This window comes from Halomonas sp. HK25 (assembly GCF_047795635.1).
Taxonomy (GTDB): domain Bacteria; phylum Pseudomonadota; class Gammaproteobacteria; order Pseudomonadales; family Halomonadaceae; genus Halomonas.
The window spans coordinates 2,068,755-2,080,829 of sequence record NZ_CP181044.1 but is presented as its reverse complement, the minus strand read 5'-3'; the positions used below and the strand labels follow the sequence as shown (position 1 = coordinate 2,080,829).

Annotated in this window: 15 protein-coding genes; 12 read left to right on the top strand and 3 right to left on the bottom strand. The window is 67.9% G+C overall.

What is annotated here, in order from left to right; all coding sequences use genetic code 11:
• Positions 1-38: 38 nt before the first annotated feature.
• The 11 genes from ruvC to ACM26W_RS09990 all read left to right on the top strand — a co-directional run bounded on the left by ruvC (position 39) and on the right by ACM26W_RS09990 (position 8,609).
• Positions 39-578, top strand: a complete 540-nt coding sequence (gene ruvC / locus ACM26W_RS10040; protein WP_416140685.1) for a crossover junction endodeoxyribonuclease RuvC — start codon at positions 39-41, stop codon at positions 576-578.
• A gap of 151 nt (positions 579-729) precedes the next feature.
• Positions 730-1,341 (top strand): Holliday junction branch migration protein RuvA, encoded by a 612-nt coding sequence (gene ruvA / locus ACM26W_RS10035; RefSeq protein WP_416140684.1) that lies wholly within the window; start codon positions 730-732, stop codon positions 1,339-1,341.
• A 4-nt stretch (positions 1,342-1,345) separates the two neighbouring features.
• Positions 1,346-2,383: a Holliday junction branch migration DNA helicase RuvB gene (gene ruvB / locus ACM26W_RS10030; RefSeq protein ID WP_416140683.1), complete on the top strand. Its 1,038-nt coding sequence runs from the start codon at positions 1,346-1,348 to the stop codon at positions 2,381-2,383.
• The gene (ybgC, locus tag ACM26W_RS10025) at positions 2,380-2,796 is read left to right on the top strand and encodes a tol-pal system-associated acyl-CoA thioesterase (protein WP_416140682.1); all 417 of its coding nucleotides are present in this window, start codon (positions 2,380-2,382) and stop codon (positions 2,794-2,796) included. Before ruvB ends, ybgC begins: the two co-directional genes overlap by 4 nt.
• 11 nt (positions 2,797-2,807) lie before the next feature.
• Positions 2,808-3,497 (top strand): protein TolQ, encoded by a 690-nt coding sequence (tolQ, locus tag ACM26W_RS10020; RefSeq protein WP_416140681.1) that lies wholly within the window; start codon positions 2,808-2,810, stop codon positions 3,495-3,497.
• 12 nt (positions 3,498-3,509) lie between these two features.
• The gene (gene tolR / locus ACM26W_RS10015) at positions 3,510-3,953 is read left to right on the top strand and encodes a protein TolR (RefSeq protein ID WP_416140680.1); all 444 of its coding nucleotides are present in this window, start codon (positions 3,510-3,512) and stop codon (positions 3,951-3,953) included.
• A 9-nt stretch (positions 3,954-3,962) separates the two neighbouring features.
• Positions 3,963-5,147 carry a cell envelope integrity protein TolA gene (tolA, locus tag ACM26W_RS10010; RefSeq protein ID WP_416140679.1) on the top strand — a complete coding sequence of 395 codons (1,185 nt, stop codon included), beginning with the start codon at positions 3,963-3,965 and terminating at the stop codon, positions 5,145-5,147.
• On the top strand, positions 5,147-6,433 hold the full coding sequence (gene tolB / locus ACM26W_RS10005; protein ID WP_416140678.1) for a Tol-Pal system beta propeller repeat protein TolB: 1,287 nt from the start codon (positions 5,147-5,149) through the stop codon (positions 6,431-6,433). Before tolA ends, tolB begins: the two co-directional genes overlap by 1 nt.
• A gap of 44 nt (positions 6,434-6,477) precedes the next feature.
• Positions 6,478-7,020 carry a peptidoglycan-associated lipoprotein Pal gene (gene pal, locus ACM26W_RS10000; RefSeq protein WP_416140677.1) on the top strand — a complete coding sequence of 181 codons (543 nt, stop codon included), beginning with the start codon at positions 6,478-6,480 and terminating at the stop codon, positions 7,018-7,020.
• A gap of 31 nt (positions 7,021-7,051) precedes the next feature.
• Complete coding sequence (gene ybgF / locus ACM26W_RS09995) at positions 7,052-7,828, top strand: tol-pal system protein YbgF (RefSeq protein ID WP_416140676.1); 777 nt, start codon at positions 7,052-7,054, stop codon at positions 7,826-7,828.
• Positions 7,829-7,844: 16 nt separating this feature from the next.
• Positions 7,845-8,609 (top strand): YciK family oxidoreductase, encoded by a 765-nt coding sequence (locus tag ACM26W_RS09990; protein ID WP_416140675.1) that lies wholly within the window; start codon positions 7,845-7,847, stop codon positions 8,607-8,609.
• Here the strand turns inward: ACM26W_RS09990 and ACM26W_RS09985 are convergent.
• From ACM26W_RS09985 to ubiG, 3 genes are all read right to left on the bottom strand, one after another.
• Positions 8,604-9,095, bottom strand: a complete 492-nt coding sequence (locus ACM26W_RS09985) for a hypothetical protein (RefSeq protein WP_416140674.1) — start codon at positions 9,093-9,095, stop codon at positions 8,604-8,606. The two genes, ACM26W_RS09990 and ACM26W_RS09985, sit on opposite strands and share 6 nt — an antisense overlap.
• A gap of 444 nt (positions 9,096-9,539) precedes the next feature.
• Positions 9,540-10,223 (bottom strand): HAD-IA family hydrolase, encoded by a 684-nt coding sequence (locus ACM26W_RS09980; RefSeq protein ID WP_416140673.1) that lies wholly within the window; start codon positions 10,221-10,223, stop codon positions 9,540-9,542.
• Positions 10,220-10,945 carry a bifunctional 2-polyprenyl-6-hydroxyphenol methylase/3-demethylubiquinol 3-O-methyltransferase UbiG gene (gene ubiG / locus ACM26W_RS09975; RefSeq protein ID WP_416140672.1) on the bottom strand — a complete coding sequence of 242 codons (726 nt, stop codon included), beginning with the start codon at positions 10,943-10,945 and terminating at the stop codon, positions 10,220-10,222. The genes ACM26W_RS09980 and ubiG overlap by 4 nt, the downstream gene beginning before the upstream one ends.
• 234 nt (positions 10,946-11,179) lie before the next feature.
• Between ubiG and ACM26W_RS09970 the strand changes: the two genes are divergently transcribed.
• The gene (locus ACM26W_RS09970; RefSeq protein ID WP_416140671.1) at positions 11,180-12,073 is read left to right on the top strand and encodes a UTP--glucose-1-phosphate uridylyltransferase; all 894 of its coding nucleotides are present in this window, start codon (positions 11,180-11,182) and stop codon (positions 12,071-12,073) included.
• The last annotated feature ends 2 nt before the right edge of the window (positions 12,074-12,075 follow it).

The window sequence follows — 12,075 nt, the reverse complement described above, 5'->3', positions numbered from 1 at the left end:
ATGTCGATATCTCACCAGCTCGCCACAGGCGAGCGACCATGCTGATCCTCGGCATCGATCCGGGTTCGCGGATCACCGGCTATGGCGTGCTCGATGTCTCGACCTCGACGCCGCGCTACGTGGCCAGCGGCTGCATTCGCATCAGTGCCGACGACCTGGCCCAGAAGCTTGCCCAGGTCTACTCGGGCGTCGGCGAACTGATCGCCATCCATCGGCCGGAGGAGTTCGCCATCGAACAGGTGTTCATGGCGAAGAACGCCGACTCGGCCCTCAAGCTCGGTCAGGCCCGTGGCACTGCCATCGTCTGCGCCGCGAACCACGGCCTGCCGGTCAGCGAATACGGCCCCCGCCAGATCAAGCAGGCGGTGACCGGCACCGGGCGCGCCGACAAGGCCCAGGTGCAGCATATGGTGACGGCAGTGCTGGGCCTTTCCGACACGCCTCAGGCCGATGCCGCCGACGCGCTGGCCATCGCCCTGACGCACGCCCATGCTCGCCTTGGCCTGCTGCAGACGGGCAGCTTCGGCGGTCACAGCAGCCGCAGGAAGGGTGGCTCCTGGCGGGATTACCGGCCCTGAGGCTGTCGCCCCGAGGCGACGCCTCCAGGTGGCTCACAGGGTTGTCGAACGCTGTTTCAGCACAGGCTGGCCAGCCATGCGAGCGACCAGTATAGTGGCGGCATCGGCGGCCTCTGCCGCCTTGCCTGACGTGAAGGACACGGATTTCTCAATGATTGGACGCCTGCGCGGCACCCTGCTCGAAAAGCAGCCTCCCTGGCTGGTGGTGGACGTGGCCGGCGTCGGCTACGAGCTCGAGGCCTCCATGACCACCCTGGTGGCCCTGCCGACCACCGGTGAGGCCGTCTCCCTGCACACCCACCTGATCGTTCGCGACGATGCCCACCTGCTCTACGGCTTCGCCCGGGAGCAGGAGCGGGCGCTGTTCCGTGCGCTGATCAAGGTCAACGGCGTCGGCCCAAGGCTGGCCCTGGCGATCCTCTCCGGCATGGATGAGGCGGCCTTCCGGCGTTGCGTGCTCGATGACGACGTCAAGGCGCTGATGCGTCTGCCCGGCGTGGGCAAGAAGACCGCCGAGCGGCTGATCATCGAGATGCGCGACCGTTTTCCCCACTGGGAGCCGGGCGGCGACGCCCTGGCGGGCCTGGTCGGCGGCACCACCCCGACCCCGGCGCGCCACGACCCCCTGGCCGACGCCGAGGCGGCGCTGGTCAGCCTGGGCTACAAGCCCACCGAGGCGGCGAAGATGCTGGCCGGCCTGGAGGGCGAGCAGAGCACCGAGGCGATGATCAAGGCGGCCCTGAGCCGCCGGATGGCGGGGTAGGGCGATGCTGGAGAACGATCGCCTGATCGCCGCCGACGTCCGCGAGGGTGAGGAGCCCATCGACCGTGCCATCCGCCCCAAGCGGCTGGCCGACTACATCGGTCAGCCGCGGGTACGCGAACAGCTCGAGATCTTCATCGGCGCCGCCCGGGCCCGTGACGAGAGCCTCGACCACACCTTGGTGTTCGGCCCTCCGGGGCTCGGCAAGACGACGCTGGCCAACATCATCGCCGCGGAGATGGGCGTGGGGCTCAAGTCCACCTCCGGCCCGGTGCTGGAGCGGGCCGGCGACCTGGCCGCCATGCTCACCAACCTCGAAGCCGGCGATGTGCTGTTCATCGACGAGATCCATCGCCTCTCGCCGGTGGTGGAGGAGATCCTCTATCCCGCCATGGAGGATTTTCAGCTCGACATCATGATCGGGGATGGGCCCGCGGCGCGCTCCATCAAGCTCGACCTGCCGCCCTTTACCCTGGTCGGGGCGACCACCCGGGCGGGGCTGCTCACCTCGCCGCTGCGCGACCGCTTCGGTATCGTCCAGCGCCTGGAGTTCTACGCCATCGGCGAACTCACCGAGATCGTCACCCGCTCGGCGCGGCTGATGGGGGTCGAGACGGACAGCGAGGGCGCCATGGAGGTAGCCCGCCGCTCGCGGGGCACGCCGCGCATCGCCAACCGCCTGCTGCGCCGCGTGCGCGACTACGCCGAGGTGCGTGGCAGCGGTCGCATCGACGCCGAGATCGCCGACCGGGCGCTGGACATGCTGCACGTCGACCATCACGGCCTGGACCACATGGACCGCCGCCTGCTGCTGGCGATGATCGAGAAGTTCGACGGCGGCCCGGTGGGAGTCGACTCTCTGGCCGCCGCCATCGGCGAGGAGCGCGACACCATCGAGGACGTCATCGAGCCCTTCCTGATCCAGCAGGGGCTGATGATGCGTACCGCCCGGGGGCGGGTGGTGACCCGCCAGGCCTGGTTGCACTTCGGCCTGGCGCCCGCCGGGAATGCCGCAGATGCCGCCGGGGAGACCCGCCCGTGAGTGGCTTCCAGTTCCCCGTGCGCGTCTACATCGAGGACACCGATGCCGGTGGCATCGTCTACTACGTCAACTATCTAAAGTACATGGAGCGGGCACGCAGCGAGTGGCTTCGCGCGCTGGGGATCACCCAGCGCGAGTTGTTCGAATCCGGCGTCCAGCTGGTGGTTCACCGGCTGGAGTGCCGCTATGCCAAGCCCGCTCGATTGGACGACGCGCTCGAGGTGAGCGCCGAGATCCGCTCCCATGGCCGCGTCCGGCTGCAGTTTGCCCAGGTCGTGAGCCGTCGCGGGGAACCCTTGTGCGAGGCGCGGGTCGACATCGCCTGCATCGATGCGACGCGCCTCAAGCCTGTCCCCTGGCCGCCGGCCCTGGCCGCTCGGCTGTCACAACCCTCTGCCCAACCGCAAGACTGACGAGGATGCCCGTGAACGACTCCATGTCCATACCCCACCTGATCATGAGCGCCAGTACCGTGGTGCAGCTGGTCATGCTGCTGCTCGCGGTGGGCTCGATCCTCTCCTGGGTCGTGATCTTCCAGCGTACCTTCGTGATGCGCCGCGCCCGCCAGACCCACCAGGCCTTCGAGGAGCGCTTTTGGTCCGGGGTCGACCTCAACGAGCTCTACCGGGAGACCCCGGCGGAGCAGGAGACCCAGGGCGCCGAGCACGTCTTCCGTGCCGGCTTCCGCGAGTTCAACCGCCTGCTGCCCAAGACTCGCAGCCCCCAGGCGATCCTCGACGGCGTCCAGCGCAGCATGCGGGTCGCCTGGTCTCGGGAGGAGGAACGCCTGAGCCTGCATCTGGTGTTCCTGGCCACCGTGGCCTCGGCCAGCCCCTATATCGGCCTGTTCGGCACCGTGTGGGGCATCATGGGGTCCTTCCAGGCGCTCTCCATGACCCAGCAGGCGACGCTTGCCACCGTGGCGCCCTGGATCGCCGAGGCGCTGATCGCCACCGCCATGGGCCTGTTCGCTGCGATCCCCGCGGTAATCTTCTACAACCGGCTATCCGCCGAATCGGGTCGCATGCTGGGCAAGTACGAGGACTTCGCCGAGGAGTTCCACTCCATTCTGCACCGCAACCTGCAGGGCCGGGTCGAATCCGGCGCCGCTTGAGGGAGTCTGGCCATGCATGGACCTTTCAATCGCGGCGGCGGGCGCAAGCCCATGGGCGAGATCAACGTCGTGCCCTTCATCGACGTCATGCTGGTGCTGCTGGTGATCTTCATGATCACGGCGCCCATGATGACCCAGGGCGTGCAGGTCGATCTTCCTCAGGTCACCTCCGAGCCCATCGAGAGTACCGACGACAGTGATCCCATCATCGCGACTGTGGATAGGGAGGGTAGATTCTATCTCTCGATCGGAGAGGATGATCAGTCACCGATTAGTCTTGATGAGATTGCAGACAGGGTGATCATCCTGCTCGAGCGCCGTCCGGGCACCCCTGTTCTCGTCAAAGGGCACAAGGATGTCGGATATGGGGCGGTAGTCACCCTGATGAGCACCCTGCAGGTCGCCGGCGTTTCCAATGTCGGGCTGATCTCCGAACCACCCGGCGGGGAAGGCTGAGGACTATCGATGGCCAGACACGACCCACGGGTGGGGTACGGCCTGCCGACGATCCTGGCGGTGGCGCTGCATGTGGTGGTGGTACTGTTCAGTGTGATCAGTCTGCCGACCAGCGAACCGGACCCGACCTCCTCCTCCATCGTCCAGGCGACCCTGGTCAGCACCGAGACGGTGACCGACCAGGCCCAGCGCGCCGAGGCGGCCAGGACCCGTGCCCTGGAGCGCCAGGCGGACGAGCAGCGCGAGGCCGAAGAGGCCGCGCGCCAGGCAGAGCAAGCCGCCGCCGCCGAGCAGTCGGCCCAGCAAGCAGAACGCGACGCTCAGCGCCAGGCGGAGGAGCAGGCGCGGGAGGAGGCTCGCCGTGCGGCCGAGGCCGATGCCAGCCGCCGCGCCGAGGAGGCCGAGCGCCAGGCCCAGCTACGTGAAGAACTACGTGAAGAGCAGCGTGAAGAACAGCGCGCTCAGCAGGAGGAAGCCGAACGCCAGCGTCAGGCCGACGCGGAAGCCGAACGTCAGCGCCAGGCCGAGCAAGAAGCCGAACGTCAGCGCCAGGCCGAGGCGGAAGCCGAGCGTCAGCGCCAGGCCGACGCGGAAGCCGAACGCCAGCGTCAGGCCGACGCGGAAGCCGAGCGTCAGCGCCAGGCCGACGCGGAAGCCGAACGCCAGCGTCAGGCCGAGGCGGAAGCCGAACGCCAGCGCCAGGCCGAGGCGGAAGCCGAACGCCAGCGTCAGGCCGAGGCGGAAGCCGAACGCCAGCGTCAGGCCGAGGCGGAAGCCGAACGCCAGCGCCAGCGCGAGGCCGAGGAGGCCGCACGGCGTGCCGCCGAGGCCGCCAGCCAGGGTCTCGATCGCGCCATCGAGGGCGAGAGCGATGCCGTCGCCAATGCGCGTCAGGGCCAGGAGGCCGCCAACAGTTTCATCAGCCTGGTGCGCCGAGCGGTGGAGCAGGCCTGGGTGATACCCCCCAACGTGCCGGGCGGTGCAACTGCCGACATCGCGGTGCGCCTCGGCCCCTCCGGCGAGCTGTTCGGCGCCTCGATCACCCGTAGCAGCGGCGACAGTGCCTTCGACCGTTCGGCGATCCAGGCGGTGGAGGCGGCGGCACCCTTCGCCGAACTGCGACAGTTGCCAGCCAACCTGCAACGGGACTACCGTCAATTCAATCTGCGTTTCACACCGGGAGACGTGCGCTGATGAAAGCTCTTATCACTTCCTGGCTGACCGCCATGCTGCTGATGTCAAGCGGCCTGGCCCAGGCCAACCTGACCATCGAGATCACCCGCGGCAGCGATCGGGCCACCCCGGTCGCGGTGGTGCCCTTCGCCGGTGGCGACGACTTCCCCGAGGACGTCGCCCAGGTGATCCACGACAACCTGGAGCGCAGCGGCTACTTCGACCCGCTGCCGCGCCGCCAGATGCTCGACCGCCCCAGCGAGAGCGATGAGGTGCGCTACGGTAACTGGCGTAGCCTCGACGTGCGCTATCTGGTGGTGGGGCGCGCCAGCCGAGAGGGCAACGGCTACCGCCTGCGCTACGAGCTGATGGACGTCAGCGGTGAGCGCCGCATGCTGGGCGAGGTGGTCACCGCCGATCAGAATGAGCTGCGCGGCGCCGCCCACTACATCAGCGACCAGATCTTCGAGGCGATCACCGGGATCCGCGGCGCCTTTGCGACCCGTATCGCCTACGTGACGGCCCAGGGGGTGGGTGACAACATGCAGTTCACCCTCTACGTGGCGGATGCCGACGGGCGCAACAGCCAGCAGGTGCTGAGCTCCCGGGAGCCGATCCTGTCGCCGGCCTGGTCGCCGGACGGGCGCCGCCTGGCCTATGTCTCCTTCGAGACCGAGCGTCCGGCCATCTACCTCCAGGACCTGAACTCCGGCCAGCGGGTGAGGGCGACCTCCTTCCAGGGGATCAACGGGGCGCCGGCCTGGTCCCCGGATGGTCGCCGGATCGCCATGTCGCTTTCCAAGGACGGCCAGCCGGAGATCTACGTGATGGATATCGCCTCGCGCAGCTTCGATCGCATCACCAACAGTTCCAGCATCGATACCGAGCCGTCCTGGGCGCCCGACGGTCGCAGCCTGCTGTTCACCTCGGATCGCAGCGGCGGGCCGCAGCTCTACCGCCACGACTTCGCCAGCGGCCAGCAGCAGCGGCTCACCTTCACCGGCAACTACAATGCCCGCGGGCGCTTCTCGCCGGATGGGGAGGCAATCTTCCTGATCCACCGTTCCGGTAATGGTTTTCAAGTCGCGCGCCAGGACCTGGACAGCGGACGCCTGGTTGTGCTGAGCGAGTCTCGTTTTGATGAATCTCCCAGTGTTTCGCCCAACGGGACCATGGTAATCTTCGCCACCCAGCAGGGTAACAACGGGGTATTGGGGGCAGTTACCGCCGATGGGCGTGCGTCCTTCCGGCTGCCTTCCGCATCGGGTGACGTGCGTGAACCCGCATGGTCCCCCTTCCTCAACTGACCACAGTGATGTTCGTGCCCTTCGATTCAGCAAGGAGTAACACAATGCAACTCAAGCCCTTCGCCAGGACCCTGGCGGTCGCTCTGTCTCTGGCCTTCGTGGCAGGTTGTTCCAGTGGTGGCGGGACCCAGGACGGGTCCATGGACGGTACTCGTGGTGGCGCCGGCAGCGGCGCGGCCGGCAGCGGCGTCTCCGGCAGCCAGGTCGGTGGAACCGGCTTTGGCAGCGGTGCCGCTGGCCAGGAGGCCGACGGCCGCATCCCCCAGCAGCGCACCATCTACTTCGAGTTCGACAGCGACCGTATCCGCAGCGAGTTCGAGCCGGTGCTGGCCTCCCACGCTCGCTACCTGAGCGAGAACGGCAACTCCCGCGTTGTCCTGCAGGGCCATACCGACGAACGAGGCACCCGCGAGTACAACATGGCACTGGGCGAGCGTCGCGCCCGCTCCGTGGAGCGCTTCCTCTCCGTGCAGGGCGTGTCACCCTCCCAGGTCGAGGTGGTGAGCTACGGCGAGGAGCGTCCTGCCGCCCGCGGTCAGAACGAGGAAACCTACGCCCAGAACCGTCGGGTCGTCTTCGCCTACTGAGTCGTCGGCACCCGCGTCGATGGAGACACACATGAAACACGGTCTGAAAGGACTGTGCGGCGCGGGAGCCCTGGTGCTCCCGCTGTCCGTATGGCTTCCCGCAGTCGCGCAGCAGCCGGTGGTCGAAGATCTCACTGCCCAGCCGCGCTCCTTCTATCAGCAGACGGAAACCCGCGAGGCGGCGGGCGGCACCCTGGTGATCTTCAACCAGGTACAGCAGCACGAGGAGGAGATACGTCAGTTACGTGGCCAGGTCGAGGAGCTGCGACACCAGCTCGAGCAGCTGCGCCGCCAGACCCGCGACCAGTACCTGGACCTCGAGGATCGCCTCGTCTCGGCGCCGGTCGGCGTGGGGGGAGATGCCACCGCCCAGGTCGATGAAGACGCCGCTCGCCAGGTGGCCCAGGCGCCTTCGCCCAGTGGCGCCAGCCCCGAGGCCCAGCAGGCCTATCAGCAGGCGTTTGCCCGGGTCCAGGCCAGGGAGTTCGGCGAGGCCATCAGCGCCTTCGAGCGCTTCGTGACACAGCATCCCGATAACAGCCTGACCGCCAACGCCTACTACTGGCTGGGTGAGCTGCACGCCGCCGAGGGTGACCTCGATGACGCCGAGCGCGAGTTCCGCGCCGTGCTCGACAACTTCCCGCAAAGTAACAAGGTGCCGGACTCTATGTACAAGCTGGGCCTGCTCAAGGCGCGCCAGGGCGATCCCCAGGCCAGCCGCGAGCTGCTCGAGCGCGTGCGCGACGACTACCCGGAGAGCACCGCGGCGGGGCTGGCCAATGATTTCCTGCGCCAGGCCGGGAACTGATCACCAAGGAGACCCCATGACGACCTGCAAGATCGACTACCAGGCGCCCGCCGACCTGCTCCAGGGACGCATCATCCTGGTCACCGGGGCGGGCGACGGTATCGGCCGGGCTGCGGCCCTGACCTTTGCCCGTCACGGGGCCACGGTAATCCTGCTGGGACGCACCATCGCCAAGCTGGAGAAGGTCTACGACGCGATCGAGGCCGCGGGAGGGCCTCAGCCGGCGATCTTCCCGCTCAACTTCGAGGGCGCCACCCTCAAGGACTACCACGACATGGCCGAGACGCTGGACAAGGAGTTCGGCCGGCTCGATGGCATCCTCCACAACGCCGGGCTGCTCGGGCGTATCACGCCCTTCGAGCAGTACAACCCGGAGCTGTGGGAGCAGGTGATGCAGGTCAACCTCAACGGCCCGGTCTGGATGACCCAGGCGCTGCTGCCGCTGCTCAGGGCCTCCGAGAACGCCTCGTTGGTCTTCACCTCCTCGAGCGTCGGCCGCAAGGGGCGTGCCTACTGGGGCGCCTATGCGGTCTCCAAGTTCGCCATCGAGGGATTCATGGAGGTGCTTGCCGATGAGCTTGAGCACCTGGGCAACGTGCGTGCCAACACCCTGAACCCTGGCGCCACCCGCACCCCGATGCGCAAACAGGCCTATCCGGGCGAGCTGCCGGAGAGCCTGCGCACCCCCGAGGAGATCATGCCCACCTACCTGTGGCTGATGGGCCCGGAGAGCCGCGGCCACAACGGCGAGCAGTTCGACGCCCAGCCGCCCCGATCATGAATCCCGCCGGCGAATGGGGCCTCGTGCCCGGTAGCTGCCTCCGCGACCGATGCCCTGCTGGAAGACGGCAATGCCGGGCTCAGCGGCCTGAGGGTCGATGTTGTCACGGATCCGCGAGACGTCTTCACCGCTGATCAGTCGCTCCCCTTCGCCTTCGCCATCTGCCTCACGATCCACCACCAGCCGCCCCTCGTATTCCCAGCTGCGACGCGGCACCTGGGAGACACGCCAGTCTCGCCCCTCCCAGCGGGCCAGCGTCGGGCCCTGCAGGGTGAGCGCCTCGAGCGGAACCAGGGCGGCAAACAGACGGCTGTTGAGCACGATGCCGGTTTTTCCGAGCCGCACGCCGCCCTGGTAACGGTGATGCCTCAGGTCGCTCAGGGCAACCCAGGGCCGCTGCCGGGGATGATAGAGGGTGCCGATGCCACAGAGGTGGAGGAGGTCGGTATCGACCTGTTTGATGACCCATACCGGGATGGGTGTCAATCCGGCTCCCTGCAGGAGGCCCTTGAGAGTGCGGGTACCCCGCCCAACCAGGCCGCAGGCGTGGTCGAGAAGACGCGCCCCATGTTGAGCGAGGTGTGCGAAGCGTCTCGGACCGGCGGGCCTTGGCAGGCGCGCCCCCCTCGACGCCTCGTCCGTCTCTATATCCCGGGCGGGATGGTCAGCCTGCGTGACCGGCCCCGACGTCTCGAGTGTCCGTCGTGTGAAGGTTATGCCACAGTCGATGCAGCGGTAGGTACGGGGCCGTCTGAGCAAGCGTCGCCAAAGCGCGCGGCGGTTCCTGTGGATGCCATAGCCTGCGCAGTGCGGACAGCGCTTCATCGTCGGGCCCCCTCCGCCAGAGCGCATGCCACTAGCAGCCACGTTCGGCTGCCATCTACACCATTATCGTGGTCGGCGTGAGGTGAGACCAGATCAAATTTCTGGTCAGCGGGTGGGAGCTATCTCAGTCGAGGCGATGGCCGCTACCAGAGCCTCTGCGGTCTCGCACCAGAGATCGGCAGGCCAGCGTCGATAGTCGTCGCCTTCCTCCACGTAGCCCCACCCCACCGCCACCGCCGCCATGCCGGCGGCGCGGGCGGCTTGCATGTCGCGCTCGTGATCACCCAGGTACCAGCAGTCGTGTGGCGCCACCCCCAGGCGACGGGCCGCTTCAAGCAGCGGGGCCGGGTCGGGCTTCTTCACCGGCAGGTCATCGGCGCACAGCAGCACCCACGGCGCCAGGGCCAGGGCCTCCACCAGCGGCTCGGCATAGGCCCGGGGCTTGTTCGTGACTATGCCCCAAGGCCGGCCAGCGGCCTCCCAGGCGTTCAGCAGAGACGACAGGGGAGGGAAGACCCGGCTCTCGTCGGCTACCGCCTCGCCGTAGGCGGTCAGCAGGAAGGTGCGCGCCAGGTCGTGACCCGCCGCCTCCTTGGCCAGGCCCAGCGCCAGGGTCACCAGGGCGCTGCCGCCATTGGAGACCTGGGCGCGAATCACCGCATAGGGCAGGGGAGCGAGCCCGTGGTGGGCGCGCAGGGCGTTGGTGGCCCGCGCCAGATCCGGCGCGGTGTCCACCAGGGTGCCATCCAGATCGAAGAGCAGGGCCGCTGGCTGCGGGATGGCGCTCACACGGCCTCCCGACGGCAGTGCATCAGGTAGTTCACCGACACGTCGGTAGGATGCAGGCGGTAACGCCGCGTCAACGGGTTGTAGACCAGGCCGCTCTGTTCCTGCACCTCGATGCCCGCCGCGCGGCACCAGGCGGCCAGCTCCGCCGGGCGGATGAACTTCGCGTAGTCGTGAGTCCCGCGGGGGAGCAAGCGCAGCACGTATTCGGCGCCGAGGATCGCCAGGGCATAGGCCTTGGGGTTACGGTTGAGGGTCGAGAAGAACAGCTGGCCGCCGGGCCTGACCAGGGCGGCGCAGGCGCGCACCACCGAGGCGGGGTCGGGGACGTGTTCGAGCATCTCCAGGCAGGTCACGACGTCGAACTCGCCGGGCATCTCCCCGGCCATCGCTTCCACGCTGACGCGGCGATAGTCGACCTCGACGCCGCTCGCTTCGGCATGCAACCGAGCCACCGCCAGGGGGGCCTCGCCCAGGTCGATGCCGGTGACCCGGGCACCGCGGTGGGCCATGGCCTCGGCCAACAGGCCGCCGCCGCAGCCCACGTCCACCACCCGCTTGCCGGCAAGGCCGGCGCGGGCATCGATGAAGTCCAGGCGCAGCGGATTGATCTCATGGAGCGGCTTGAACTCGCTCTCCGGGTCCCACCAGCGGCTGGCCAGGGCCTCGAACTTGGCGATCTCGCCGGGATCCACGTTACCCGCCTGCGTTTGCATTGCGCCCATCGGAGCTCTCCATTCTGACATCAAGATGCTTTCTTGAATTTAAGTTGTTGCCGAGCCGACACAGTGGCAGGTCGAAGCTCGTCCGGTATCATGATGGGTATTCTACCCGCTCTCGAGGCCGCATTCCCATGGCAGAGGCCGGGAGTCACCCGACGCGACAGGGTGGGCCTGCCACAGCGCCTGCCATGCGCGCCGACACCCACTGACGATGACGCTATGGACAAGGATTTCACCATGATCAAGAAGGCCGTGCTTCCCGTCGCCGGCTTCGGTACCCGCTGCCTGCCGGCCTCCAAGGCGATTCCCAAGGAGATGATCACCATCGTCGACCGCCCGGTGATCCAGTACGTGGTGGCGGAGGCGGTGGCCGCCGGTATCCGCGACATCGTGCTGGTCACTCATGGCAGCAAGGCGGCCATCGAGAACCACTTCGACAAGCATTTCGAGCTGGAGGCGAGCCTGGAGGCCAAAGGCAAGCACGAGCTGCTCGCCGAGTTGCGCAGCATCGTGCCGGATGACGTCAATATCATCAGCGTGCGTCAGCCTGAACCGCTGGGGCTCGGCCACGCCGTGCTCTGCGCCCGTCCTGTGCTGGGCGACGACACCCCCTTCGCGGTGCTGCTGCCCGACGTGCTGGTGGACGACGGCGAGGGTCTCGCGCGCAACGACCTGGGTTGCATGCTCGATGCCTTCGATGCCAGCGGCCGCGCCCAGTTGATGGTGGAGGAGGTGCCGCGGGAGCTGACCTACAAGTACGGCATCGTGGATACCGGCGGCGAGATGCCCGCCCCCGGCGATTCTCGCCCGCTGGATGGCGTGGTGGAGAAGCCGGCGGTGGCGACCGCGCCTTCCAACCTGGCGGTGATCGGTCGCTACGCGCTGCCGGGCAGCATCTTCAAGCTGCTGGCCGAGACGCCCCCCGGTGCCGGCGGCGAGATCCAGCTCACCGATGCCATCGAGACCCTCCGACAGCGCGAGGGTGTCGACGCCTTCCGCATGCGTGGCAAGACCTACGACTGCGGCCATCAGCTCGGCTACCTGGAGGCGATCCTCGCCTACGGGCGGCGCCATGCCCGCTACGGCGAAGGCTTCCGCGAGCTGCTCACCCGTTACGCCGGCGAGGTCTGACG

What these genes read in the sequence shown, in the direction of transcription:
- ruvC (WP_416140685.1), top strand. Translation starts at nt 39, where the DNA reads ATGCTGATCCTCGGCATCGATCCGGGTTCGCGGATCACCGGCTATGGC.
- ruvA (WP_416140684.1), top strand. Translation starts at nt 730, where the DNA reads ATGATTGGACGCCTGCGCGGCACCCTGCTCGAAAAGCAGCCTCCCTGG.
- ruvB (WP_416140683.1), top strand. Translation starts at nt 1,346, where the DNA reads ATGCTGGAGAACGATCGCCTGATCGCCGCCGACGTCCGCGAGGGTGAG.
- tolR (WP_416140680.1), top strand. Translation starts at nt 3,510, where the DNA reads ATGCATGGACCTTTCAATCGCGGCGGCGGGCGCAAGCCCATGGGCGAG.
- tolA (WP_416140679.1), top strand. Translation starts at nt 3,963, where the DNA reads ATGGCCAGACACGACCCACGGGTGGGGTACGGCCTGCCGACGATCCTG.
- tolB (WP_416140678.1), top strand. Translation starts at nt 5,147, where the DNA reads ATGAAAGCTCTTATCACTTCCTGGCTGACCGCCATGCTGCTGATGTCA.
- pal (WP_416140677.1), top strand. Translation starts at nt 6,478, where the DNA reads ATGCAACTCAAGCCCTTCGCCAGGACCCTGGCGGTCGCTCTGTCTCTG.
- ybgF (WP_416140676.1), top strand. Translation starts at nt 7,052, where the DNA reads ATGAAACACGGTCTGAAAGGACTGTGCGGCGCGGGAGCCCTGGTGCTC.
- ACM26W_RS09990 (WP_416140675.1), top strand. Translation starts at nt 7,845, where the DNA reads ATGACGACCTGCAAGATCGACTACCAGGCGCCCGCCGACCTGCTCCAG.
- ubiG (WP_416140672.1), bottom strand. Translation starts at nt 10,945, where the DNA reads ATGGGCGCAATGCAAACGCAGGCGGGTAACGTGGATCCCGGCGAGATC.
- ACM26W_RS09970 (WP_416140671.1), top strand. Translation starts at nt 11,180, where the DNA reads ATGATCAAGAAGGCCGTGCTTCCCGTCGCCGGCTTCGGTACCCGCTGC.